At 35.2% G+C, this 24,941-nt stretch carries 25 protein-coding genes; 19 read left to right on the top strand and 6 right to left on the bottom strand.

Annotated elements, in window-relative coordinates; genetic code table 11:
• Positions 1 to 62 precede the first annotated feature (62 nt).
• The 14 genes from GWK10_RS04760 (at position 63) to GWK10_RS04695 (ending at position 15,278) form a co-directional block, all read left to right on the top strand.
• Positions 63 to 728: an ABC transporter ATP-binding protein gene (locus tag GWK10_RS04760; protein ID WP_164029780.1), complete on the top strand. Its 666-nt coding sequence runs from the start codon at positions 63 to 65 to the stop codon at positions 726 to 728.
• Positions 725 to 1,282: a CPBP family intramembrane glutamic endopeptidase gene (locus GWK10_RS04755; RefSeq protein WP_164029779.1), complete on the top strand. Its 558-nt coding sequence runs from the start codon at positions 725 to 727 to the stop codon at positions 1,280 to 1,282. The genes GWK10_RS04760 and GWK10_RS04755 overlap by 4 nt, the downstream gene beginning before the upstream one ends.
• A complete protein-coding gene (locus GWK10_RS04750) occupies positions 1,279 to 2,043 on the top strand; it encodes a TIGR02757 family protein (protein WP_164029778.1) in 765 nt (254 codons plus the stop codon). The genes GWK10_RS04755 and GWK10_RS04750 overlap by 4 nt, the downstream gene beginning before the upstream one ends.
• A gap of 150 nt (positions 2,044 to 2,193) precedes the next feature.
• Entirely contained in the window at positions 2,194 to 3,687 is a 1,494-nt protein-coding gene (locus GWK10_RS04745) for an alkaline phosphatase PhoX (RefSeq protein WP_164029777.1), read from the top strand.
• A gap of 21 nt (positions 3,688 to 3,708) precedes the next feature.
• Positions 3,709 to 5,496 carry a cytochrome-c peroxidase gene (locus GWK10_RS04740; RefSeq protein WP_164029776.1) on the top strand — a complete coding sequence of 596 codons (1,788 nt, stop codon included), beginning with the start codon at positions 3,709 to 3,711 and terminating at the stop codon, positions 5,494 to 5,496.
• 338 nt (positions 5,497 to 5,834) lie between these two features.
• Positions 5,835 to 7,325, top strand: a complete 1,491-nt coding sequence (locus tag GWK10_RS04735; RefSeq protein ID WP_164029775.1) for a S10 family peptidase — start codon at positions 5,835 to 5,837, stop codon at positions 7,323 to 7,325.
• Positions 7,326 to 7,351: 26 nt separating this feature from the next.
• Entirely contained in the window at positions 7,352 to 7,726 is a 375-nt protein-coding gene (locus GWK10_RS04730; RefSeq protein ID WP_164029774.1) for a DoxX family protein, read from the top strand.
• A complete protein-coding gene (locus GWK10_RS04725) occupies positions 7,713 to 8,198 on the top strand; it encodes a GNAT family N-acetyltransferase (protein WP_239540700.1) in 486 nt (161 codons plus the stop codon). The genes GWK10_RS04730 and GWK10_RS04725 overlap by 14 nt, the downstream gene beginning before the upstream one ends.
• Before the next feature lie 112 nt (positions 8,199 to 8,310).
• A complete protein-coding gene (locus tag GWK10_RS04720) occupies positions 8,311 to 9,318 on the top strand; it encodes a glycosyltransferase family 2 protein (protein WP_164029772.1) in 1,008 nt (335 codons plus the stop codon).
• 428 nt (positions 9,319 to 9,746) lie between these two features.
• Positions 9,747 to 11,672: a BatA domain-containing protein gene (locus tag GWK10_RS04715; protein WP_164029771.1), complete on the top strand. Its 1,926-nt coding sequence runs from the start codon at positions 9,747 to 9,749 to the stop codon at positions 11,670 to 11,672.
• Positions 11,669 to 12,925, top strand: a complete 1,257-nt coding sequence (locus GWK10_RS04710) for a dihydroorotase (RefSeq protein ID WP_164029770.1) — start codon at positions 11,669 to 11,671, stop codon at positions 12,923 to 12,925. The genes GWK10_RS04715 and GWK10_RS04710 overlap by 4 nt, the downstream gene beginning before the upstream one ends.
• Positions 12,926 to 13,016: 91 nt before the next feature.
• Positions 13,017 to 13,673, top strand: a complete 657-nt coding sequence (locus tag GWK10_RS04705; RefSeq protein WP_164029769.1) for an alpha/beta hydrolase — start codon at positions 13,017 to 13,019, stop codon at positions 13,671 to 13,673.
• Between the two features lie 149 nt (positions 13,674 to 13,822).
• On the top strand, positions 13,823 to 14,227 hold the full coding sequence (locus tag GWK10_RS04700; RefSeq protein WP_164029768.1) for a hypothetical protein: 405 nt from the start codon (positions 13,823 to 13,825) through the stop codon (positions 14,225 to 14,227).
• A 283-nt stretch (positions 14,228 to 14,510) separates the two neighbouring features.
• Positions 14,511 to 15,278: a DUF6882 domain-containing protein gene (locus tag GWK10_RS04695; protein ID WP_164029767.1), complete on the top strand. Its 768-nt coding sequence runs from the start codon at positions 14,511 to 14,513 to the stop codon at positions 15,276 to 15,278.
• Between the two features lie 114 nt (positions 15,279 to 15,392).
• On the opposite strand, the gene GWK10_RS04690 is transcribed toward GWK10_RS04695, so the two are convergent.
• Both GWK10_RS04690 and GWK10_RS04685 read right to left on the bottom strand, forming a co-directional pair.
• Complete coding sequence (locus GWK10_RS04690) at positions 15,393 to 16,088, bottom strand: LytR/AlgR family response regulator transcription factor (protein ID WP_164029766.1); 696 nt, start codon at positions 16,086 to 16,088, stop codon at positions 15,393 to 15,395.
• On the bottom strand, positions 16,085 to 16,903 hold the full coding sequence (locus GWK10_RS04685; protein ID WP_164029765.1) for a sensor histidine kinase: 819 nt from the start codon (positions 16,901 to 16,903) through the stop codon (positions 16,085 to 16,087). Before GWK10_RS04685 ends, GWK10_RS04690 begins: the two co-directional genes overlap by 4 nt.
• Positions 16,904 to 17,126: 223 nt before the next feature.
• Here GWK10_RS04685 and GWK10_RS04680 point away from each other — a divergent pair, with 223 nt between their 5' ends.
• From GWK10_RS04680 to GWK10_RS04670, 3 genes are all read left to right on the top strand, one after another.
• Positions 17,127 to 18,299: a metallophosphoesterase gene (locus GWK10_RS04680; protein WP_164029764.1), complete on the top strand. Its 1,173-nt coding sequence runs from the start codon at positions 17,127 to 17,129 to the stop codon at positions 18,297 to 18,299.
• Positions 18,300 to 18,455: 156 nt separating this feature from the next.
• Positions 18,456 to 19,367 (top strand): PLP-dependent cysteine synthase family protein, encoded by a 912-nt coding sequence (locus GWK10_RS04675; RefSeq protein ID WP_164029763.1) that lies wholly within the window; start codon positions 18,456 to 18,458, stop codon positions 19,365 to 19,367.
• A gap of 112 nt (positions 19,368 to 19,479) precedes the next feature.
• On the top strand, positions 19,480 to 19,857 hold the full coding sequence (locus tag GWK10_RS04670) for a hypothetical protein (RefSeq protein WP_164029762.1): 378 nt from the start codon (positions 19,480 to 19,482) through the stop codon (positions 19,855 to 19,857).
• 19 nt (positions 19,858 to 19,876) lie between these two features.
• Here GWK10_RS04670 and GWK10_RS04665 read toward each other — a convergent pair whose 3' ends face one another.
• On the bottom strand, positions 19,877 to 20,368 hold the full coding sequence (locus GWK10_RS04665; RefSeq protein ID WP_164029761.1) for a hydrolase: 492 nt from the start codon (positions 20,366 to 20,368) through the stop codon (positions 19,877 to 19,879).
• Complete coding sequence (locus tag GWK10_RS04660) at positions 20,369 to 21,130, bottom strand: MBL fold metallo-hydrolase (protein ID WP_164029760.1); 762 nt, start codon at positions 21,128 to 21,130, stop codon at positions 20,369 to 20,371. It abuts the gene before it with no gap.
• Between the two features lie 251 nt (positions 21,131 to 21,381).
• On the opposite strand from GWK10_RS04660, the gene GWK10_RS04655 reads away from it, so the two are divergent.
• On the top strand, positions 21,382 to 22,833 hold the full coding sequence (locus GWK10_RS04655) for a TonB-dependent receptor (protein WP_164029759.1): 1,452 nt from the start codon (positions 21,382 to 21,384) through the stop codon (positions 22,831 to 22,833).
• 52 nt (positions 22,834 to 22,885) lie between these two features.
• On the opposite strand, the gene bcp is transcribed toward GWK10_RS04655, so the two are convergent.
• Positions 22,886 to 23,338 (bottom strand): thioredoxin-dependent thiol peroxidase, encoded by a 453-nt coding sequence (bcp, locus tag GWK10_RS04650; RefSeq protein WP_164029758.1) that lies wholly within the window; start codon positions 23,336 to 23,338, stop codon positions 22,886 to 22,888.
• A gap of 60 nt (positions 23,339 to 23,398) precedes the next feature.
• Here bcp and GWK10_RS04645 point away from each other — a divergent pair, with 60 nt between their 5' ends.
• Positions 23,399 to 24,073: an endonuclease III domain-containing protein gene (locus GWK10_RS04645; RefSeq protein WP_164029757.1), complete on the top strand. Its 675-nt coding sequence runs from the start codon at positions 23,399 to 23,401 to the stop codon at positions 24,071 to 24,073.
• Between the two features lie 226 nt (positions 24,074 to 24,299).
• Here the strand turns inward: GWK10_RS04645 and GWK10_RS04640 are convergent, their stop codons facing one another.
• Positions 24,300 to 24,881: an RNA polymerase sigma factor gene (locus tag GWK10_RS04640; protein WP_164029756.1), complete on the bottom strand. Its 582-nt coding sequence runs from the start codon at positions 24,879 to 24,881 to the stop codon at positions 24,300 to 24,302.
• Positions 24,882 to 24,941 lie beyond the last annotated feature (60 nt).

Genomic DNA, 24,941 nt, shown 5'->3' with positions numbered 1-24,941 from the left:
TACGGAACAATGATCAATTTGAAAAGATTAAATTATTTTCACGTCCGTTATACTAGTCGTAAATGATTAAAGCAACTAACATAAAAAAGTCGTTCGGATCTCTTGAGGTTTTAAAGGGAGTTGATGTCGCTATTGAAAAAGGGGAAATTGTATCTATTGTTGGTGCTTCTGGTGCTGGTAAAACTACCCTACTTCAAATATTGGGTACTTTAGATACTGTTTCAAACCCACATGACAGCAGTCTAATTATAAATAATGTTGATGTTCTTGGATTAAACGATCGTGAAATTGCATTTTTTAGAAATACCAATCTCGGTTTCATATTTCAGTTCCACCAATTGTTGCCTGAATTTACGGCTCTAGAAAATGTATGTATACCTGCTTATATTAAAGGCGAAGACAAAGACAAGGTTGAAGCGGAGGCTAAAAAATATCTTGATTTTCTTGGTTTAAAAGAACGTTATCACCATAAACCTGATGCCATGTCAGGTGGCGAGCAACAGCGCGTATCAGTTGCAAGAGCGCTTATTAATAATCCTGGGCTGATTTTTGCTGATGAGCCGAGTGGTAATTTAGATTCGGAGTCAGCTGAGAAACTACACCAACTATTTTTTGATTTAAGAGAAACTTTCGGGCAAACTTTTGTTATTGTAACTCATAATAAAGCCCTTGCCGATATGGCCGACAGAAAACTAATTATGGTCGATGGTAAAATCGAAAACGCATGATTAAAGAAGTATTTCAATTTGTTAAGAAACCCAAATCACATTGGGATGAGGAAGTTTCACTTGGGGCTAAACTTGGGATTTTTGTAAAGCTATTGTTATGGGCAATGACCATTAGTATTGCATTAACGCCTATTTCTGCTATTCTTGACGAGCTTGAAATAATTGACTTGAAAGAACATGCAGTAAATGAATTATTTGAAAATTTATCCCCATTAATAGTACTATTTGCGGCGGCCGTGGTTGCACCTATTATAGAAGAACTGTTCTTTAGAGCTCCTCTACTGGGTTTGCGGAACTCAAAATACTTTAAAATTTGGGTTTATGTTTTTGTCGCTGCCTTTGGATTAATTCATATCACCAACTTTGAAATGAACACAAAAATACTATTGTTCACTCCTTTATTAGTATTACCTCAGATTAATTTAGGTTTCTTTGCCTCGTATATATGCATGCGATTTGGTTATTTCTGGGCTGTCCTACTTCATGGTTGTTATAACTTTATCATTATAGGTAGTGTTTACCTTTTAAAACCTTTCTTTCCCGAGATTGTATGAATAAGGCTGAGTTGAAGGAATTTCTTGACGAAAAGGCTTCGTTTTATGAGCATCCAAAATTTATTGAGGATGATCCTATTCAAATTCCGCATCAATTCACCTTAAAGGAAGATAAGGAGATCAGCGCATTTTTAACAGCCACCATTTCTTGGGGAAATAGAAAGAGTATTATCAAAAGTGCTACTCGAATGATGGAGGTACTGGATAATAGCCCTTATGATTTTGTGATGAACCATCAAGAAAGTGACCTTGATAGCTTAAAAAGTTTTGTGCACAGAACCTTTAATGGTGATGACCTAGGTCAGTTTATAAAATCATTACAACACATATACACGCAACAAGCTGGACTTGAGCATATTTTTAGTAAGGCTGAAAATGGGAAAAACATCCAGGATCGAATCCATCATTTTAAAAAAACATTCTTTGATATTCCTCACCTAGAACGTACCAAAAAACATGTTTCAGATCCGCACCGTGGTTCTGCAGCCAAACGCATAAATATGTTTTTGAGATGGATGGTACGATCTAAAGCTGCTGGCGTTGATTTCGGATTGTGGCATAACATTTCACCTTCACTACTCTCCTGCCCACTTGACGTGCATTCCGGCAATGTAGCACGTAAACTAGGCTTGGTAAAAAGAAAACAAAATGACGCAAAGGCTTTATTAGAACTTGATAAAAGCCTACGAAAGCTGGATCCAACAGATCCTGTTAAATATGATTTTGCGCTATTTGGCTTAGGTGTTTTTGAGAAGTTTTAATTCAGTTAATCTTATTAATACCTAGATTACAATTCTGTAATATGGCTAACCTAAAGGTTACTTTTTCTTAATAATCTCACCATATTTCTATAAAACCCAACAACAGCTTTTAGGGTAATTTTAAGCAACATTAAACCAAACAAAAATCCAATGAAAACGCTTTCAAAATTACTACTCAGCGCAATGCTGGTAACATTTACTTCTTGTGAATTTATAGATGATCTGCCAATACCGGGAGACGACGATGGAGTTCCATCACAATCAGTTAAATTCGAAAATCATTCGACAACACCTTCTTTTTTAAAGGTATCATCATCTTTCCCAAAATTAAAGGTGTATACAATGCTTTCATCAGAAGATGCACTACCCGAATCACCTAACTTTGTTTACGGTAGTATGGCAGATGGTGCAGGTTTATTAAAAAATAATGATGGGACATTCAGTTTGATCAATAATATTGAAGCCGACTACTCTATTGCACGTATCAGCTTCGACAAGACATTTAAACCAGTTAGTGGCGAGTATATCATGAATGCGAACGCATCAGCGAACACAGCCCAATGCTCAGGATCTCTAATTACTCCTCAAGAACACGGTTTTGGCCCCTGGTATTTGTCTGGTGGCGAATGGGGTGGTGACTCTAAAGGAGTTTATCTTGCTGATCCAAGAAAAGATGCTGCCGATGCTGGTACTGCTGAAATCTTAACAGCTTCTATGGGACAATGGTCCACTGAAAATGCTGTAGCTATTGGCAAAGATGCATTTCCTGATAAAACTATAATCTTTATTGGGGATGATAACAGTAATAATGAAATTCCTTCTGGTCAAATTGGCATGTACATGGCGGACCGCGGTGACTTATATGGTGGAAAATTACACGGTTTAAAAGTACTAACGGAAGGTATCGATTTTGAAATGGATATGGAAGAAGGCCAAACTTATGAAGCTGAGTTTGTAGAGCTTGAAGAGCGAACATTGGCCGAGCTTGACGCAGAAGCAAAAGCGAAAGGTGTAATGGGCTTTTCTCGTGTTGAAGATATCGACTGGCGTCGTGGTTCAGCAGCCAATCAAAGAGAAATATATGTTGTTGTAACTGGTAGAAAAAAAGACGGTCTTGTAGGTAAAGGAACATTATACGGTAGGATATACAAAATCGTTCTAGATAAAAACGATCCAACCAAAGCGACTATTTCCCCAGTGCTAGATGGCGACAATTTAAATGGTGTTGCTAAACAATTTCATAGTCCAGATAATATCTTGGTAACTGAGAATTATGCGTACATCCAAGAAGATCCAAACGGATATTTTGATACCCCTGATAAAATGCACTTTGCTTATTTATATCAGTATGACCTTCGTTTTGGCACATTAAAAGTAGTACTTGAATGTGATCAAGAAGCCGCGGCATCCCAAGGATACGGCACTACTGATCGCATTTGGGAAATTACAGGAATGATTGACATCTCTGATACGGTAGATAAAGACCGTAGTTTTGTTTTAATTACGCAAAACCATGGTTGGGAGCCATCAGACGGATCTGCGTTTACCGATCCAACTGCCTTTCCTGATTTAGACGCTACCCAATTAAACGAAACACGCAAAGAAGGTAGTATGCTCTATGTTTTAAACGGACTACCTAGATAAACAATCAAATTTTAAGAATTAATGTTGTTAGGAAAATTAAATGGGGCTTATGTTATCATAAGCCTCTTCCTATTACTTATAGGGTGCAAAAAAGAAAAAGAAACCATTACTGAAAAAAAGGACCTCAATCACAAATTGCAAGAGCGCTACCAAGAATATTTGGCTTTAGGTATCAATGCGCTTGATAAAATTGCAAATACGAAGGATATTGATAGTGCAAAGATTTTATATAAAGAGGCTAGAAAACAGTTTAAATATGCCGAACCCATTTTGGCTTATATTGATGCTGAAAACTATAAGTTTTTAAATCAACCGAACATTACCAAGGTTGAAGAAGACGATTTTACCGATATCAAAATCAAAAAACCATCTGGTTTTCAAGTGTTAGAGGAAACTATTTTTGCTGATGAACCAGAACTAAATGAAATTCATTTTCATTCAGTCAAAACAAAAAACCGTCTTGTTTTTACTAAAAACAATGCTGATCTATCTTTTCTAAAAGATCACCATATTCTATGGATAATTCGTGATGCGCTTATGCGGGTGTCATTAACAGGAGTAACTGGTTTCGATTCTCCAGTCTTAGAAAATTCTTTAGCTGAAGGACAATGGGTATATAGAAGCGTTCAGGATATCATCAGTATGCATAAAGAACGATTTTCGAATTCCAATCTTCTGACACAATGGAATAATCATTTCGAAAAAACAGTTGCTAACCTAACAGGTGAATTCAACAGTTTTGATCGCTACTCTTTTATGAAAAATCATACGTTTACAGGTTTACTACTCTTCAATAAGACGGTAGATGATTGGAATGTTTCCTTTCCCTTTAATCGCTCAATCAAAAACGATGTTACGTCCCTTTACAGTGATAAAACCTTTAACTTAAGTTATTTCTCCGGAGAAAAATTCGACTCATTAAACGTTCGCAAAATAGCACTGGGCAAGCAACTTTTTCACGATAAAGATTTATCAAACGGTAAGGCAATGAGCTGTGCAACCTGTCACAATCCCAAAAAACAATATACCGATGGGCTCAAAATTGGTAAAAAAGTAAGTCGAAACACTCCAACCTTACTCTACGCATCCTTACAAAAAGGATTCTTTTATGACAACCGTTCTGGTAGTTTAGAAGGACAAATTATTTCGGTTGTAGAAAATGAAAACGAGTTCCACAGTAACTTAAAGCATGTTGAAGAAGTCGTAAACCAGAATAAGGAATATGTAGTGCAATTTGACTCTCTATACAGGCAGGGAGCAAACGAACTGAATATTAGAAATGCCATTGCCACATTTATCCGAAGTTTAACTCCGTTTAATTCAAAAGTGGATAAAAATTTAAATGGGATTGAAAGTACACTTACGGAATCAGAAATCAATGGTTTTAATCTATTTCATGGCAAAGCGAAATGTGCGACCTGCCACTTCCCTCCTAGTTATAATGGTACTGTTCCTATACTGTATAAAGAGTCTGAAATGGAATTGATTGGCATACCAAAATTCAACGATACTATAAATGCCATTGTTGATACTGACCTAGGGGCTTATGAAGTCTACAAAACTGAAGAGCGCAAGTATTTCTTTAAAACATCTACTATACGAAACGTCGACATGACTGGTCCATATATGCATAATGGTGTATACAATACTCTGGAGGAAGTGGTTGATTTTTATAACCGAGGTGGCGGAGCTGGTATAGGAATTAATCTAGAAGCGCAAACCTTACCACCAGACGCACTTAAGCTATCGAAAAATGAGGTAAATGACCTTGTACTCTTTATGAAAGCGTTAAGTGACCCCATAGAATAATAAAAGTGATATTATTTTTCAATTGTTAGCCCAATTAATTACATAGTAAGTCCCTCGAACTCTAATCAAGAGCATTTTATTATAGATTGTTGTTATTACAATTGGCGCCCTTACGCCCTTAACTGAAAATAATTATTGTTCTTGAATTGCCCCAAAGAACAATAATTGAGTATATACTGAAATCCATGACATTAACTTAAAGGAAATGTAAAGTTTAGAAGATGCTTTTGATTGGATTCAACATAATGAGCTATCGCCAAACGGATAAGCTAACCATCTCTATTTTTTAGTTGCTGTTGATTATAGTACTTTTAAGTCTCTAATTAACCATATACACTATGTTAAAGGCTTTACGTTTTTTCTCATTATTCTTCTTATTTGGAGTCGCACTTAATGCACAAGAACGAATACTACCAATAGATACTACCATTGTAACGGCCAATACAGTAACTATAAAAGGTAAACCAGTTGCATATAAAGCAACTACTGGTACCCAGCCCGTTTGGGATGAGAAAGGAATGCCCATTGCCAGTTTGTATTATACTTATTATCAGCGATCGGGCGTCAAAAACAATACCACTCGCCCACTTTTGATTTCATTTAATGGTGGGCCAGGCTCGGCTTCAGTTTGGATGCATTTGGCTTATACAGGCCCAAAAATTTTGAAGATTGACGATGAAGGTTATCCTATTCAACCTTATGGTGTAAAAGATAATCCTCATTCTATTTTAGATGTAGCGGATATCGTATTTGTAAACCCTGTCAATACCGGCTATTCCAGAATGATTCCAGACAAAGAAGGTAAGATGCCAGACAAAAAAATATTCTTCGGTGTGAATGAGGACATCAAATATTTGGCAGATTGGATTGACACCTTCGTAAGTCGAAATAATCGCTGGCGCTCTCCTAAATATATTATTGGAGAAAGCTATGGCGGCACACGTGTAGCCGGACTTTCTTTAGCACTTCAAAATAGACAATGGATGTATCTAAATGGTGTAATCATGGTGTCTCCAGCAGATTACAAAGTACTTCGTGTTGGAGGACCTGTTTCAGCTTCACTTAATTTGCCTTATTATACAGCAGCAGCATGGCATCAAAAAATGCTATCTCCATCGCTTCAACAAAAAGATTTAAATGACATCTTACCCGAAGTTGAAAATTACACTATCAACACCCTAATTCCTGCAATAGCAAAAGGCGGGTTTATCGGTGAAACAGAAAAAAATGCAGTTGCCAAAAAATTTGCAACCTATTCCGGTTTATCAGAAAAATCGATTCTACGACATAACTTAGTAGTACCTACTAGTTTTTATTGGAAAGAGCTTATGCGTGATAAAGGTTTTACTGTTGGGCGTTTGGATTCACGCTATAAGGGAATCGATAAAATGGATGCCGGTACAAGACCAGATTTTAATTCTGAATTAACTTCGTGGTTACATTCGTTTACTCCAGCAATAAATTACTATACAAGAGAGGTTTTAAAATTTAAAACCGACCTGAAGTACAATATGTTTGGTCCAGTGCGTCCTTGGAATTTTGATGATGACAATACACGAGAAGACTTGCGCCAAGCAATGGCTCAGAATCCATATTTGAATGTGCTTTTTCAATCTGGTTATTATGATGGAGCGACAACTTACTTCAATGCGAAATATACGATGTGGCAGCTTGACCCTAGCGGAAAAATGAAAGATCGACTAAGTTTTAAAGGCTATCGATCGGGTCATATGATGTACTTAAGAGCAGAAGATTTAAAAAATGCGAATGATGATATCCGCGATTTTATAAAGAAGACTACAACCAATGGCAAATCTGCCAAATATTAAACATAAATAACCAAACCATATTAAATATGAAGTCTAAGTATCCCTATTTAGCATTACTAATTTTACGTGTCGGAATTTCCGGATTAATGCTCACTCATGGTATTCCTAAATTACAAAACTTGATTAACGGAAATACTGAATTTTCAGGTCTTTTCGGATTACCACCAATTGTTAATTTAATAATTACAATATTGGCAGAAGTTCTATGTCCTTTATTAATTATCATAGGTTTGCGAGCTCGTATAGCGAGTATTCTGCCTGTTATGGTTATGGCAGTAGCAGCTTTCGTAGTTCATGGTGCTGATCCTATTGATGTAAAAGAAAAGGCATTATTATATCTAATCGGTTTTCTGACCATTCTATTGGCTGGACCTGGAAAATACGGAATTGACAAAAAGTAATATATATCATGTTAGACCGGCAATTCTACAAGATTTGCCGGTTTTAGAACGTTTTTTGCAGGGGATTATTGAAGCTGAAAGGCCAATGGACCCTACACTAAAAGACGATCATATCATTTATTATGACCTCGAATCATACATCAAGGAAGACGACACTTATGTTGTAGTGGTAGCAACCGAAAATGAGATTGTAGGTAGTGGCTATGGCCAAATAAGAAAGAATAAAGATTATTTCAAATATCCCTATTACGGTTATATAGGTTTTATGTTTACTTCAGAAGAACATCGTGGGCAAGGTGTTGCTAAGATGATTATAGATTTTATAAACACCTGGTTTGAAAGCAGAAGTATCAGCGAAGTTAGACTTACGGTCTACGATAAAAACCCACCTGCAATACGCGCCTATAAGAAAGCTGGTTTTGAAAAGCACCTAATTGAAATGAGAATGAATCTTTCTAGTTCAGAATCTTGATCTTTAAGTAATTCGATATATTTTTAAAGAAACAAGTCATCTCCCTCCTTGAGGAGCGATTAAGGGAGGTGTAAATTCGATTCACTTATTATCTTAAACCTCGATCATTAGTTTGAAATCCAGAAAAGTTTCCATACTTACCCCTTTTAAAAACACGGATCAGTTTATTGAAGATTGTATCCAATCCGTTATAAATCAATCATACACTAATTGGGAACTCATTTTAGTAAATGATCATTCAACTGATAATAGCGTAGCCGTCTGCAAGCGCTTAGCTAGCAGGGATAAAAGAATTCAAGTGGTGAATAACATAGGAAATGGGATTATTGAAGCCTTGCGCTACGCACTTTCCCTAAGCACTGGTGATTTTATTACACGCATGGATTCTGATGATATTATGCATCAAGAGAAGCTCAACTTTATGGCAAATGATCTCGAAAAACATGGAAAAGGTCATGTTGCCTTAGGGTTGGTAAAATATTTCTCAGAAGCTGGTATTAGTGATGGTTATGATCGGTATGAAAAATGGTTAAATAAACTGACTGAAGCTGGAAGTAATTATTCCGAGATATACAAAGAATGCTCGATTGCTTCCCCTTGTTGGATGTTGTATAAAAGCGATCTATTGGCATGCGATGCTTTTAATCCTAATGACTACCCGGAGGATTATGACCTAACATTTCGTTTTTATAAGCATCAATTTAAGTGTATAGCAAGTAGAAACTTATTGCATTACTGGCGCGACTACCCTACTCGTACCTCGCGTACCCACGAACATTATGCCCAAAACTATTTTCTAGATATTAAGCTGAAATATTTTCTAGAGTTGGACTATCAACAAAGTAAAAATTTAGTGGTTTGGGGCGCTGGTTTTAAAGGAAAAACAATCGCTAAGAAATTGATTGATCGTAGTATCCCATTCAATTGGATATGCGATAACCCAAAGAAGATCGGAAAGTCGATTTACGGGCAGGAGATGCTGCCTTTTCAGCATCTAGAACAGCTAGAAAATCCACAAAGTATTGTAACGGTTGCTAATGAACAAGCGCAACAGGAAATCACTGCCTATATGAATAAGCACCACATGAAGCCAATGGTTGACTATTTCATGTTTGGTTAGTACTTATATCTGATTGAAGGGTTCTCGATACAATTTTTATTTCCCCCGAATCCTTGGGATCAATAAAAACCACTCGAACTGACAGTAGTTCTTAATCGATAAGCTAATATGTCAGTTCGAGTGATTTCGACGATAGGAGAAATCGTATCGAGAACCTTCTCCATTTAACAATCTCAATCAAATAATAAAATTACCCTAAAACTTATTTGCATCATTCGGCATCTAGCTTCATTTACTATATTTGCTATACCGCTTTGATTTTGAAATCGTGCGTATAGAAATTGAATTTATTTTTCAGTTATTCAAGGCAAAAAATCTAAGCATAGCCTTAGTTACGGTTACATTTTTTAACGAAGACTAACTGAAAAAGAAACAATTTATTAGTGCTATTTCAAGGTCAAAATGGTATTGTCATCTGAAAAACGAATATGCAGTTTAAAAACCCGGAACTTCTTTACGCATTTTTTCTGCTTATTATTCCCATTATTGTTCACTTATTTCAGCTTCGGAAATTTCGAAAAGTCGCTTTTACAAACGTCCAGTTTTTAAAGGAAGTTACAGCGCAAACCCGTAAAAGTTCACAATTAAAAAAGTGGTTGGTTTTACTTACTCGATTGCTTGCATTAGCCTTTTTAATTATTGCATTTGCACAGCCTTTTATTGCGAATAAAGCTGCCTTAAACAATAAGAAAAACCAGATTATTTATCTTGACAACTCCTTTAGCATGCAGGCCAAAGGAGCTAATGGACCGCTGTATGATCAAGCAGTACAACAACTGCTGCAGACTATTCCTGAAGAAGAGATTATTACACTGTTTACGAACACAACAACTTTTAAAGATGTAACGACTAAAGATATAAGAGATCAACTATTAAAAAGGGATTTTAGTAATGGTCAGTTAAACTTTAACCAAGTTGTTTCTAAGGGTCAGGCACTATTTAATAATGCAAATGTCGGTGCCAATAATATTGTGGTCATATCCGATTTTCAACAAGATGATATTGGTATTCAGCAGCAAAAAGACAGTACATTTCAACTAGATTTAGTACAACTCAAAGCGGTTAACAATAACAATATTGCTCTTGACACCGTCTATATTAGTGAAAGCAATGCAAACGACTTCAGGATTAGTGTCGGTATTAGCAATCAAGGTGATGCAATTGCCGATATTCCCATTTCTTTATATGATGGCGATGACTTACTGGCTAAAACAGCAGTTTCAATTTCTTCTGATGGCCAGGAAACTGCGGAGTTCGTCATTCCCATAAATAAAAAAATTCAAGGAAAAATCAGTATTGAAGATGCCAATATTCCATTCGATAATGAGTTGTTCTTTAGTATCAATGAACCACAAAAAATCAAAGTACTCGCAATAAACGAAGCAGATGATTCTTTTTTAAAACGAATTTATACAGAAGATGAATTTGTATTGCAATCCACTGCATTTGAGCAACTGAATTATAATGTAATAACTGATCAGAATTTGATTGTGCTAAATGAATTGACTCAAATTCCTCTATCGCTTAATACAGCTTTAAAACAATTTACAGATGAGGGAGGTACATTAATTGTGATACCTAGTCAAGATATTAATTTAAACTCCTACAACACTTTTCTTCAAGAATTAGCTTCTGGACCACTCCTTAATCTGAAACAACAAAGTCGGAAAATAACAGAGATCGTTTTTGATCACCCTTTTATGCAAGGCATTTTTGATAAAAGAGTTTCAAATTTTCAATATCCTACGGTTAATACGCATTACGGTTTTTCGAGTACTAATGGTCTATTGCAATACGATAATAAAACGGCATTTTTAGCTGAATTAGGCACATCTGGCTTCCTGTTTACAGCCTCATTAAGCGTCGAAAATGGAAATTTCAAAAATGCGCCTTTAATTGCTCCTATCTTTTATAAAATGGGAAAACAAAGCTTACAGTTACCGAGCCTTTACTATACAGTAGGTGCAGATAACAGCTATGATGTTCAAGCTGCGATTGCCCAAGATCAAATTATAGCCCTTAGCAATGAAAACATCAACTTGATTCCGTTACAACGTGTTTACACCAATCGTGTTGAAATAAATACGACTGATAAACCGGATCTATCTGGAAGGTATCAGCTAACAAATAATAATATAACCCTACAAGAAGTAAGCTATAACTACGATAGAAAGGAAAGTAAATTGCAATATCATGTACTCGATAAAAATGCATTTTCGATCTCGAATTCAGTTAGTGAGACCCTTCAAGAAATACAAAATAAATACGAGGTGAATGCACTTTGGAAATGGTTTGCTATTTTTGCGGCGTTATGCCTATTATTAGAAATGATAATTTTAAAGTATTATAAATGAATCTGCTTATAAAATCGGCTACTATTGTTGACAAAGCCAGCAAGTACAATGGCAAAAAAGTAGATATTTTAATAGAAAAAGGCACTATCTCCAAGATCCGATCTAAGATCGATAATCCAGCTAATTTCAAAGAATTTAAACGCGATAACCTTCATGTTTCTTTAGGATGGTTTGACAGCAGTGTAAGCTTTGGTGAGCCGGGTTACGAAGAACGTGAAACACTAGAAAACGGACTAAAAACAGCGGCTTTATCTGGTTTTACCGACATTGTCCTAAACCCAAATACCAATCCGGTTATAGACAGTGCAACTGATGTGAGTTATATCAAGACTACGACTTCGTCTAACGCAGTGCGTATTCATCCATTAGGAAGTTTAACCAAAGGTAGCAAAGGTGTCGATCTTGCCGAGCTTTATGATATGAAAAAGTCGGGAGCTGTTGGATTTTACGATTATAAAAAATCCATTTCCAATGCAAATTTAGTTAAGATCGCGATTCAGTATAGTCAAACCTGTGATACACTAGTTTGCATGTTTTCTGAAGATGAAAAAATCAAAGGAAGTGGTGTCGCAAATGAAGATGTATCGAGTACACATCTTGGTTTAAAAGGAATCGCGCCATTAGCTGAAGAAATACAGATAGCCAGAAACATCTATTTAACTGAATATACAGGAGGGAAACTACACCTACCTACCATCTCGACTGATGGCTCAGTAGCTCAGATAAAGAATGCAAAAAAATCGGGAATTGATGTGAGTTGTAGTGTTGCAATCCACAATTTGTTTTTAGATGACTCGATGTTAGATCAATTTGATGGGAATCTAAGAGTGTCTCCTCCGTTGCGTACCATAAAAAATAACAAAGTACTCATCAAAGCTGTAAAAGACAGTGTAATCGATATGGTCACATCCGATCACAGCCCTATTGATATTGAAGATAAAAAAGTGGCATTTGAACATGCCAAAAATGGGACAATAGGTCTTGAATCAGCATTCGGAGCTTTAAATAGTTTGTTTGACACGGAATTAGCAGTCGAACTATTAATCAAAGGTCGTGAACGATTTAAAATCGAATCACCATCTATAGGGGAAGGAGTTGAAGCTAACCTAACTTTTTTCAATCCAGATACTGCTTATACTTTTAGTGAAGATCATATTCATTCCACCTCAAAAAACAGTGCCTTTTTAGGACAAGAACTAAAAGGATCTGTTTATGGAATCTTTTCAAACAACAAACTTGTTACCAACCAATAAAATGTCTGGTCGAGTCCCGAGTAGTCGGGAAGACCTATCTAGACCGCTATATTCAGATTTCAAAAACAAAAGTCACAACTCATAAAACTTCATGGAAACCTCACTATCATTAGACCATTTAATTCGTAAACCTAAAATTGCAATTGAAAAAGCCCCGCTTTTAATTCTACTGCATGGTTATGGTAGTAATGAAGAGGATCTTTTTTCGTTTGCTAGTGAATTACCAGATGAACTATTCATTGTTTCGGTAAAGGCGCCCTACCCCCTTCCACCTTTTGGTAATGCTTGGTATGCCATTAATTTTGATGCCAATGGCGGTAAATTTTCTGATGATGAGCAAGCCATTGCTTCTCGAGACCTTATTGCCACTTTTATTGATGAATGTATAGCCAAATACCCTGTAGACGGCACCAGTGTCAATCTACTAGGCTTTAGCCAAGGTGCAATATTAAGCTACGCTGTTGCACTACAATACCCTAAAAAGGTTAAAAACATTGTTGCGTTAAGCGGTTATGTCAATGTTGATATTCTACCAAAAGATAGGAAGCCTGAAAACTATGTACATCTCGATTTTTACTGCTCACATGGTAGTGTCGATCAAGTTATTCCAGTTGATTGGGCAAGAAGAACCCCTGCTTTTTTAAACGGATTACAGATTAAAAACAGCTTTTCAGAATTTCCTGTAGGTCATGGCGTCGCACCACAAAACTTTTATGAGTTTAGAGACTGGTTGAAGGCTCGTTTATAGTTTTTCTATTATTGAAATAACATCGCTTCGCTCCTATTATGAAGAGGTTTTTAATGGGATATCAGTATATTTAGTGTTGATATAGCAAGTTCCCATTCATTGAGGAACGAACTCAAAATTGAAAAAAAATGTATAAAAATTATAAATAAATGGGAACAGGTTCAGTTATAGCAATTATCATTTTTTCATTCATTTTTATTTTAGGATTTAGAAGTCTTTTTAAAAGATTTTATATTATCAATAAAGGAATAAATACTACTGCTACATTGGTTGGTCTTAAACAAACTGAAATGGGAGGGGGAGAAGATGGAAGTGATAGAATTTCCTATTGGCCGATGATTGAGTTTTATGATAATGAAAAACTTATTAAAGAAACATTAAATCAAAGTATGCCAAATTATGTGCATTATAAAAAAATCTCAATTACATACTTAAAAAGTAAGAATAAATATAAAATAGTGAATCACGAAAACAAACCTCATTTTTATATTGCTTTAATTATGACTCTTATTAGTGCTTTTAGTCTAATATATATAATTGGGAGAATTTTATGAAATTGATTATAAATGGCATAAGTGAAATTTTAAATATTACGAAATAAGACGCGGACGGAATTTACTCTATCGGAAAAGCCGAAAACCGAATTAAGACAAATAATTTACTCTGAAAAAACAACGAAATGGCAACACCATATATAAAACATTGCCAATTCAATCAAAAAAAATGGCACTTCTCTCCTACTTTAAAATCCTATTTTTTAATTAACTTTCAAGCTAAACAAACGGCAACGTTCATATACAAATCCGATGTGCTTCATGCCAGGAAAATTGAGATAAATTGATATTTAGAGCTCTGAAATACGAAAAATATACTGAAAAACTCTGTCAAAGACTTACTGAATTTCAAAACAATTTCAGGGCAAAATATGATATTGATAGTTATGCGAATTGGTTCTATAATCAATCGACTGAAACATTAAGGCTTTATTCAGATGACAAAGAGGTTTATTTCAGATATATTCCAATCGGAACATTTTCGCGCAATACAAATACTTGGATGTGGGCTTGGGCGAATGAAGATTCAGTTGAACCAAGAAAATTTCGAACCTTAAAAGTCAAGCGCTTTGGAGAAAAAAAGAAGTATCAAAATCTAACTAATGCACATTTCGCTGGAAACGAATTTACAGGCTGGGAATTTACCGCTGTTGCATTTGACATAATTGGTGGAATTGGAACTTATAGAGTCATTTGTGAACATTTAGAAATATATTTTCTTTTAACGAAACAGATAACTAAACAAGAAGTTGAGAAAATAGAAAATGGATTAATTGAATGCGGAGTTCATGGAAAATTAAGAAAAGCATTTATCTGTCAACACTTGAATACAGAATCAAAAACTGGATTTGAAGAAGCATTCGAAACTTATCCTGGAATGGAATTGGATGGGGAAGATGATTTTCAAGCTTGGTGTTCTGAATGCGAAAAAGTGAGAATTAAAACAGGTGGTTGGAATGAGGAGTCAATGGCTTTTGCCAAAATAAAATTGGTTTGTGAAAAATGCTATTTTGATATTAAGGAAATGAATCTAAACGAAAGAATGCACTAAGCACGACACTGTATAACAATCATAGCTAGGGAATGGATTCAAATTTATGTAATGTAAAGAACGTTTTGTAGCAACCTGTATAGCTCATTGCATTCTCACATTTTCCTAAAGAGTTTAGTGCAGTAGTTTATTAACTTCTTCCTTGTACAGCTTACCAATTGGGAGAATGGAGTCTGCAATCCTAATTCTGTTTCCTTCGACTATATTAATATGCTGTTTAGAAACGACAAAGGACTTATGTACTTGAATGAATTTAGCTTCAGGAAGTCTTTTAACAATATTCGAGATTTTATCTCTGATGGTAAATAGTTCTTTAGACGTGTGTATCTTCACATAGTTGCCTGCTGCCTCAATATAAAGAATATCGTTCCGATTTATTTGTGTATGTTTCTTCTCGGAGTACAGAAAGAGTAATTCCGACTCTTCCATCGAATTAGTGTTATCAAGCGAATTGATTGATTTTTCAGCGGTAGCCTTATTTAAAGCTTTTAAAAAGCGTTCAAAACTAAAGGGCTTTAATAAATAATCAATTACATCTAAAGTATATCCTTCCAATGCATATTCTTGATAGGCTGTCGTTACAATCACTTTGGGAGGATTCTTTAGTGTTTTTAAAAACTCAAATCCTTTCAACTTGGGCATATTTATGTCCAAGAAAATTAAGTCTACCTGATGCTCTCTCAAATAATCCAAGGCCTCTAAAGCATCATAGCAATGCTTCATTAATTGCATACTATGCATCTTATCACAATACCCTTTTATGATATCGTGGGCTATATGTTCGTCATCTATAATAAGATATTTAATCATACATCTAAGTGTAAGTTAGCGGTATAAATAGCATCGTTTTTAGTAAAAGTAAGCTTATGCTTATTAGGATATACTAGTTCCAACCTACGCGTTAAATTTTGTAACCCTATTCCTGGCTTTTGAGGCAGTTCTGCCTGATCATAGTTATTTATCACTTCGAAAGAGATTTTTCCCTTTAAGGCTTTTAGTTTTAGACTGACATATGCATCTTCCTGCAAATTCTCGACACCGTGTTTAAAAGCATTTTCTACAAGAATAATATAAAGCAAAGGCGTTATTTCATAATCGTCTTCATCAACTTCAACATCAAATGTAATGTCAATTTCCTTGTGATATCGCATTCGGTGCAATTCGATATAGTTTTTTAGGTATTCAATCTCTTCATCAAGAGATACCATTGTTCTTTCGCCTTCATAAATACTATAACGCATTAATTCGGAGAGTTTTAAAATGAGCGTCTTTGCTTTTTCCGAATCCACATCAATTAACCCATATAAATTGTTTAGCATATTAAAAAAGAAATGCGGGTTTACCTGACTTTGTAAATGCAGCAATTCATTCTTTTTGTTTTCATTTTTCAATGTCAGTATATCCTTGACTTGAAATACAACCCAAACACATCCTATTAGTAATAGCAGTATGTAATAAAACTCAATAACTCTGGCGACTATCGGATGAAAACTTTCTAAAAAAACGACCGATTGGTCAGAGGTGGTAAGCAATTGATAAGCGGTAATTATAATGGGTACAAGTGCTATACCTAATGCAACTATAGCAATGATCAGTTTTTGTCTTTTTTCTAGTTTGAAACGCATGCCACAAAATAAGTTAAAACCTAATTACTGTTGAACAAAATGTGATAAACCTCTTGCCTAGTGTGACCAAAGTTCTTACGAAAGGGATGGACTACGAATTACTAGCAAAATGGTTTTGTATCACAAGTACCAATTAGTTCATCACATTTTCTTTAGCCAACCATTCCTTCATTTCATATTCGCATTATCAAAAAACGAACAATAATCATTAAAACTTATTACAATGAAAAAAAGAATCTTTCGCTATTTAAAGCACATTTTCGGGACACTATTATTAGTATCGATAGCAGCAATTTCAATTCTATTATCAGAAGACGGTGGCATCCATTATGGGGACAATTCATTAAAAATGAACTGGGATAATGAAGGTCCATATGTTTTTTATGAAAATGACACCACGCTTAATGTGCAGTATGTAAAAGGAAATCAAAAGGATGGCTTTTATGTAAGTCAAGAAAAGCACTCAACGTCAAAAGAGATTCCAGCAAAATGCCATTTTGCATTAGAAGGTACTTATTTTGACTTTTCAATAAACAACACCATTGAAAAGCCAAAAGCAACTTATACAGATGGTGAAAAAATTCTAGCTATTTCTGATATTGAAAGTGGCTACAAAACATTTCGGGATTTTTTAATAAGTAACAAGGTAATTAATCAAAAACTCGACTGGACTTTTGGCAAGGGGCATCTTGTATTAGTTGGCGATTTTGTGGACAGAGGATTCTCTACCACCCAAGTTCTCTGGTTTATTTACAAGCTAGAGCAAGAAGCGAAAAGACATGGAGGCACTGTACATTTCATTTTAGGAAACCATGAGATCAAAAATTTACAAGGCAATTACGAGGCTGCTTCACCAAAATATAATTATGTTGCTGCAATACTTGGCGTGCGGCAGTATAATTTGTATGACTCTAACTCATTTATGGGTAAATGGCTCGCCAGTAAAAACACCGTAGAACTTATTAATGGCCATCTTTTTGTACACGGAGGCATACATCCAGATATAGCAAACTCAGACCTGACAATTGATGAGATAAACCAAATTGTTAGAGCGAATTATCGGAATACCTTTTACCCAAAAAGAGAAAAAAGCAACGAGCAGTTACTACTATCTACATTTAAAGGTCCATCGTGGTATCGTGGTTATTTTAAAGAAGATCTAGGTATAGAAGAAGTTGAAAAAGGACTTGCACGGTTGGTTGCCAAAGATGTTATAGTAGGCCATACCATACAGAAAAAAGTGAACAAGAAGTTTAAAGGTAAGGTAATAGGAATTGATGTTCAACATCCTAAAGATTATCATAAAAACTGGCCAAATAGAAAATCTGAAGGACTATTAATTGAAAATGAGACGTATTACCGGGTTTTTGATGATGGAGAGCTAGAGGAAATATAATCGTTCCTTACAATATAACTTTTGTAGGTACTCCACTCGCAATTTTGTCATCGATGTTATTCCTGTTTTAATTTGTAACTTACTTTTTAGAACTAAAAGTGTAGGTTTTCAGCTACTGGTATACTAGACCTTTACACGCAATTTGATCAAACACAAATGGAAGGAATAGGAAATACACCGCTTATTAAATTAAAACACCTTACTGATTCTAATTGTGCCGATATCTATGTCAAGTATGAGGGAGCAAATCCTACTGGCAGTATGAAAGATAGAATGGCAATATCAATGATCGAAGGTGCTGAAAGAAGAGGAGAATTAAAAAAAGGTGGTACCGTAGTTGATTACACTGGTGGAAGTACTGGTAGCTCTTTGGCGATGATATGTTCCGCAAAAGGCTATAAAGCCCATTTTGTATCATCTGACGCTTTTGCGAAAGAGAAACTGCAAACAATGCGAGCTTTTGGAGCAAAGTTGGATTTAGTGCCAAGTGAAAATGGAAAAATAACAGCAGGAGTCATAGATAATGCAATCAAAAAAGTTAGAGAGATAGCACTCCAACCCAATACGTTTTATACAGATCAGTTTAAAAATGTTGATAATCGCAATGCGTATCACCAAATGGCCAATGAAATAATGGCTGTTTTAGGCACGAACATAGATGAGTTTATAACAGGTGTCGGAACTGGTGGTTGCTTCTCTGGTAATGCAGAAGTATTGAAAAAAGAAATACCGAATATTAGATGTATTCCAATAGAACCGTATAATGTACGAACCTTATCGGGTGGAGACACAGCAGGAACGCATAGACTTGAAGGAATGGGAGCTGGATTCATTCCTGAAATATTTAGAATGGATTTAGTAGATGAAATAATTGCAGTAAAAGATGAAGATGCGTATAAAACTGCAAGAAAGTTGGCAAGAATTGAGGGTGTTTTTGGTGGAGTTACTTCTGGTTCTAATGTTTGGGCTGCAATGCAAAGAGCAAAAATAATTGGGAAAGGAAAAACGATTGTAACCGTTATTTGTGATTCAGGATTGAAGTATTTGAACGGAGATTTATATAAATAAGAAGCTAATTATAATAGAGAAAACAAAAACTGGAATAAGGTTAGCGCTAACAGTCGAATTTGTTTACAAGTACATTTAAATGCATCAATATAAAGTTTACTAAATTGTATTAATGGACATAAAAATAAACGATAAGGTGATTCCCAAATCCGCCATAGCGGATATATTAAAACAAAATAAGTTGGCTGCCATCATTTTTTTAAGAACAAATGCTGGCATCGGTCTTAAAGATGCAAAAGAAATTATTGACAAGCTCGATCAAAACATTGACCATTATGATGGTGTCCACCTAAAAACTGGCGAAGTAGAAAGCTTTCAAGAAAGTAAGGAAATCTTACTTGATCTGAAGGAAGACAGTAAACGAAGTATGTCTTTTCAAAGACAATCTAATAGAGGGTCTCATATTTTACCTACCCATAGTTCAAAAAGAATATGGTTTTATATCGTAATACTTGTTGCAATACTCCTATTCTACTTTCTAAGGCCCTAACATACACGAAAGATCAAACTTAAAAAGCAAACAATATCTCATCAATACGCTCTATATCTACCTTACGGGTGTCATTATCGTAAAAGTAGCGAAGCAATACTTCTCCCCAATACTTTCCATCACTAAACTCAGCAATCATCCAACGATGGTTCAGAATTTTAATGGAATTTATTTTCATATCCCCTTCCATTCCTTCATACGGAATTAGCGGGTTATCGCCTTTAATTTCATTGTACTCATACACCTTATCTTTTAAGTACAATTCCAGACTGTCAATGTATAAATCATTAAAATACTCTTGGGCATCACTATTGCCCTTCAATGTAAAACGGTTTAATTCTTCGTTTTCTAAAAGTAAATTCTTGATGGAATCTTTTAGTTCATGCCGATTCTCGACAGAGTTCAGGAGTTTCTTTGTCTGCATTTTCATAGCATTATTTCCGTTTACATAAAGAAACAATGCTAATAATGCGGTAAAAACAAATAGGTACAAGAAAATTCTGCTTCTCATTTATATAGTAATTGTAAGATTATCGTATGCTAAAAAAACATTTTCTGGTAATTGTGCCTCTACTTCGACATGAAAGCCCAGTAAGTGACTAATATGGGTTAAATATGCGCGTTTAGGATTGATTTCTTTAATAAACTGTAATGCTTCTTCAAGATTAAAATGAGAAGGATGTGGTTCTATTCTAAGCGCATTAACCACTAAAACATCCAAATCTTTTAGTTTTTCTCTTTCGACTGGATCGATTGTTTTTACATCAGTTAAATAGGCGAAATCACCAAAACGATATCCAAAAATAGTTAAGGAGGCATGTTTTACCAAAACCGGAATTACTTTGAGTTCGTTTAAAACAAAAGGTTCGTTAAAAATTTCATTTTCTACCACCGCTGGCGCTCCGGGATATCGATTCTCTTCATCAAAAACATAATCAAAACGTTTATGTAGGGCTTTTAAAACGCGATCATAAGCATAAATAGGTAAATCTCCTTGTCTAAAAACAAAAGGGCGAATGTCATCAAGGCCCGCAACATGATCGCTATGCTCATGAGTAAAAATGATGCCGTCAATATTACGCACCTGTGCTGTTAGCATTTGTTGTCTAAAATCTGGACCGCAATCAACAACATACCTATAATTATCCCATTCAACCATCACAGATACCCTTAGGCGTTTATCACGAGAATCATCACTTAAACACACTGGGTGCGTGCTACCGATAATTGGGATTCCTTGAGATGTTCCTGTGCCTAAAAAAGTAACTTTCAACTAAAAATTGTTTAATGCCAAATGAATTTTAAAATGCTGCTTAAGATGTGTAGTTGCTTTTGCTTCTTACAAAGCTGTAAAATTCTTGCATATCATAAGATACACGTGCTTTTTACAATGAAGGAAGAAGTAAAATGAACAAACAGATTTGTAGCATTTTATTGTTTATTTGGCATAGTACAAAAATAGGTTGATTTTTTCATTTTGGTTGGTCAAATAATTACTTTTGTATAACACTAATCCATATACTAATGGCAGTTTCGTTAAAGGGAGATAAGTCAATTGACATGATCCCATCAACAAAAGATAAAGCACTAAGAATCAACTTAAACGAACATATTTATGGAACCTTTGCAGAAATAGGTGCGGGTCAGGAAACTGCTAGGAGTTTTTTTAGAGCTGGAGGTGCATCAGGAACAATCGCGAAAGCAATGTCTGCTTATGACAAAGATTTTAGTGATGCTATTTATGGTATAGAGGATGACCGACGTTACGTAACTGAAAAGCGTTTGAAAAAAATGCTTGCTCACGAAACGATGCTAATAGAAAATAGAATCGTTCGCGAAAAGCATCCGGATAAAATGTTTTTTACCTATGCAAATACGGTAGCCACCATCGATTTTGCCAAAAAATATATGGGTCATGGTTGGGTAGGAATCCGATATCAAGTAGATGCTAAGGAAGATTATAATGAGATTGTACTTCATATTCGTTTTAAGGAAAAAGATGCTAAACTACAACAAGAAACATTAGGAAAACTAGGTGTTAACCTTATTTATGGTGCCTTTTATAAGTACGACAGTCCGAAAAAATTACTCCGATATTTATATGACCATTTAGATAAAGACCAGCTAGAAATAGATACGATTAACTTCTCTGGTCCTAGATTTGTAACTGTCGATAATAGGTTGATGAGCTTGCAACTGGTTAAAAATGGATTTACAGAAGCAGTGATGTTTGGTCCTGACGGTAACAATATTCTGCCCGCCAGCTTACTTTATAAGAAAAATATCCTAGCATTGCGGGGCAGTTTTAGACCCGTTACTAAGGTAAACATGGATATGTTTCAAAAATCGTATGAAATGTTTATCCAGGAAAATAAGGTTGAGGAAAGTAAGACAGAAGTTATTTTTGAAATAACTCTTTCTAACCTTCGTGCCGAAGGTGAAATTGATGAACAAGATTTTATGGATCGTGCACGATTACTTTGCTCACTTGGTCAAACCGTTATGATATCTAACTTTCAGGAGTATTATAAATTGGTCGAATACTTCAGTAGATATACCAAATATCGTATGGGTCTAGCTATGGGAGTAAATAATTTCGTAGACATATTTGACGAAAAATACTATCGCAACCTAAGTGGTGGTATTTTGGAGGCCTTTGGTAAGTTATTCTTTAAAGACCTTAAGCTATACTTATACCCAATGAAGAGCGAGGAATCAGGAGAATTAATTACCAGCGCAAACTTGAAAGTGCATCCGAGAATGAAAGAGCTTTATAAGTTCTTTAAGCACAACGGTAAAGTGCTGGATATTGAAAATGCTGATGAAAGTGTAATGCACATCTTCTCACGTAAAGTATTACAGATGATCGAAGAACAAGATGAAGGCTGGGAAGAAATGTTACCTGACGGAATTGGTGTTCTAATCAAAAATAAGAAACTATTCGGCTTTACAGGTAAAGAAGTGGTTGAAAGATAAATAAAGATGTAAGGAAAAATAAAAGGCCGGAAAATTTCCGGCCTTTTATTTGTTATGCTAATATTTGCGAGGTGTGCTCCTTTGCCTTTACCTTATCAATTACTTTTTCAACAACTCCTTCTTCATTAATTACAAAGGTTGTGCGATGCAAACCGTCGAACTCACGACCCATAAATTTCTTAGGTCCCCAAACACCAAAAGCCTCGATGACGTTTCGGTCGGTATCGGCTAACAATGGATACTGAAACTCGAACTTATTTCGAAAATTGGTTTGTTTCTTCTGACTATCATCACTGACACCCAAAATTGAATAACCAGCATCGGTTAATTCCTTATAATTATCCCTTATATTACAAGCTTCGACCGTGCATGTTGGCGTATTTGCTCTAGGGTAAAAGAATACAACTAATTTTTTTCCCGCGAAATCTGATAGTGAGACACTATTACCATCTTGATCAAAAGATGTGAAATTTGGAACCTTGTCTCCTACTGATAATGTATTCATATTTGTTATTTTTATACTTTAAATTATTGTTTAATAATAATAAGATAAAATTAAACAAAAATGACCAAGAAAGAAAGTGTAGATTTCGTTATTAATACCTTAGAATCGATTTATCCCGAAATCCCTATTCCTTTAGATCATAAAGACCCATATACCTTATTAATTGCCGTTTTAATGTCCGCTCAAAGTACTGATGTTCGTGTTAACCAAATCACTCCATTACTGTTTGCTAAAGCCGATAATCCTTATGATATGATCAAATTAACTGTCGATGAGATAAGAGATATTATTCGTCCTGTGGGCCTATCACCTATGAAATCTAAGGGTATTCACGGTCTTTCTCATATTTTAATAGACAAGCACGAGGGCAAAGTGCCTCAAAATTATGAGGATTTAGAAGCGCTTCCGGCAGTTGGTCATAAAACGGCTGCGGTAGTACTATCGCAAGCCTTTGGTATTCCAGCTTTTCCCGTTGATACTCATATACATCGACTTATGTATCGTTGGAATTTAACCAATGGCAAAAATGTGGTGCAAACAGAAAAGGATGCTAAGCGCATATTCCCAAAAGAAAAATGGAACGATCTACATCTTCAAATTATCTGGTATGGTAGAGAGTATAGCCCAGCACGAGGATGGGATTTAGAAAAGGATATTATTACAAAAACTATTGGGAGAAAGTCAGTAATTAAAGACTATTACAATATGCCTAAAAATAAAAAGACCCTCCGTTAAGAGGGTCGTTTGTGACGTCAAATTCAATTCAGAATAAGATCGAAAGTCATCTGTTTGGTCTTCACCACCTTCAGTGCTTTCGAATAACCTAACAAGAAACTCAAGGTTTCTCGCTTCGGTTTAAGGTTTTTCATTTCTGAAGAATTCTTAGAGTAAATGTTTGGCATAAAAAATATTTAGTGCAATTAATATACACCTAAAACGCCAAACTATCTAATTTATTATTTTAATTGGTTAAAATTATGTTGTGCTTCTCAATTACCTTTCGCAGATTAATCAAAGCATAACGCATTCTTCCTAGAGCGGTATTAATGCTAACTCCTGTTTTGTCAGATATTTCCTTAAAGCTCATATCTTGATAAATACGCATCTTAAGAACAGCTTTTTGATCATCAGGAAGTTCTTCAATCAAACGCTTAACGTCGTTTTCAACTTGGTTTTTGATGATTTGCTTTTCAGCATTTAACGCACCATCACCTAAGACAGAAAAGATACTGAACTCTCCATTATCCTCAAACTTAGGCATACGGTTACTACGTCTAAAGTGATCTATTACCAAGTTATGCGCAATACGCATTACCCAAGGTAAAAACTTACCTTCTTCGTTGTAACTCCCGCGTTTAAGAGTATTAATAACCTTAATAAAGGTATCCTGAAAGATATCTTCGGTTACGTCTCTGTCTAGTACTTTTGAATAAATAAAACTGAAAATACGTTGTTGATGTTTGTTTATCAACGTTTCGATTGCTGTTTCATCTCCCTTGATATAACTAGAGACCAGCGTGGAATCAAGAACTTCTTTTCCCATATCACATTACTTTAAGTTAAGATGGCGTTTTGAGGCGTGCCAAGAATTAATAATTGTTAA

Origin of the sequence: Spongiivirga citrea, assembly GCF_010671565.1 — a bacterium.
GTDB lineage: Bacteria > Bacteroidota > Bacteroidia > Flavobacteriales > Flavobacteriaceae > Spongiivirga > Spongiivirga citrea.
This window is presented reverse-complemented; position numbering and strand designations above follow the sequence as displayed.

Coding starts and splice junctions, on each gene's coding strand:
- GWK10_RS04760 (WP_164029780.1), top strand. CDS start 63: ATGATTAAAGCAACTAACATAAAAAAGTCGTTCGGATCTCTTGAGGTT.
- GWK10_RS04755 (WP_164029779.1), top strand. CDS start 725: ATGATTAAAGAAGTATTTCAATTTGTTAAGAAACCCAAATCACATTGG.
- GWK10_RS04750 (WP_164029778.1), top strand. CDS start 1,279: ATGAATAAGGCTGAGTTGAAGGAATTTCTTGACGAAAAGGCTTCGTTT.
- GWK10_RS04745 (WP_164029777.1), top strand. CDS start 2,194: ATGAAAACGCTTTCAAAATTACTACTCAGCGCAATGCTGGTAACATTT.
- GWK10_RS04740 (WP_164029776.1), top strand. CDS start 3,709: ATGTTGTTAGGAAAATTAAATGGGGCTTATGTTATCATAAGCCTCTTC.
- GWK10_RS04735 (WP_164029775.1), top strand. CDS start 5,835: ATGTTAAAGGCTTTACGTTTTTTCTCATTATTCTTCTTATTTGGAGTC.
- GWK10_RS04730 (WP_164029774.1), top strand. CDS start 7,352: ATGAAGTCTAAGTATCCCTATTTAGCATTACTAATTTTACGTGTCGGA.
- GWK10_RS04715 (WP_164029771.1), top strand. CDS start 9,747: ATGCAGTTTAAAAACCCGGAACTTCTTTACGCATTTTTTCTGCTTATT.
- GWK10_RS04710 (WP_164029770.1), top strand. CDS start 11,669: ATGAATCTGCTTATAAAATCGGCTACTATTGTTGACAAAGCCAGCAAG.
- GWK10_RS04705 (WP_164029769.1), top strand. CDS start 13,017: ATGGAAACCTCACTATCATTAGACCATTTAATTCGTAAACCTAAAATT.
- GWK10_RS04700 (WP_164029768.1), top strand. CDS start 13,823: ATGGGAACAGGTTCAGTTATAGCAATTATCATTTTTTCATTCATTTTT.
- GWK10_RS04690 (WP_164029766.1), bottom strand. CDS start 16,088: ATGATTAAATATCTTATTATAGATGACGAACATATAGCCCACGATATC.
- GWK10_RS04685 (WP_164029765.1), bottom strand. CDS start 16,903: ATGCGTTTCAAACTAGAAAAAAGACAAAAACTGATCATTGCTATAGTT.
- GWK10_RS04680 (WP_164029764.1), top strand. CDS start 17,127: ATGAAAAAAAGAATCTTTCGCTATTTAAAGCACATTTTCGGGACACTA.
- GWK10_RS04675 (WP_164029763.1), top strand. CDS start 18,456: ATGGAAGGAATAGGAAATACACCGCTTATTAAATTAAAACACCTTACT.
- GWK10_RS04670 (WP_164029762.1), top strand. CDS start 19,480: ATGGACATAAAAATAAACGATAAGGTGATTCCCAAATCCGCCATAGCG.
- GWK10_RS04665 (WP_164029761.1), bottom strand. CDS start 20,368: ATGAGAAGCAGAATTTTCTTGTACCTATTTGTTTTTACCGCATTATTA.
- GWK10_RS04655 (WP_164029759.1), top strand. CDS start 21,382: ATGGCAGTTTCGTTAAAGGGAGATAAGTCAATTGACATGATCCCATCA.
- bcp (WP_164029758.1), bottom strand. CDS start 23,338: ATGAATACATTATCAGTAGGAGACAAGGTTCCAAATTTCACATCTTTT.
- GWK10_RS04645 (WP_164029757.1), top strand. CDS start 23,399: ATGACCAAGAAAGAAAGTGTAGATTTCGTTATTAATACCTTAGAATCG.
- GWK10_RS04640 (WP_164029756.1), bottom strand. CDS start 24,881: ATGGGAAAAGAAGTTCTTGATTCCACGCTGGTCTCTAGTTATATCAAG.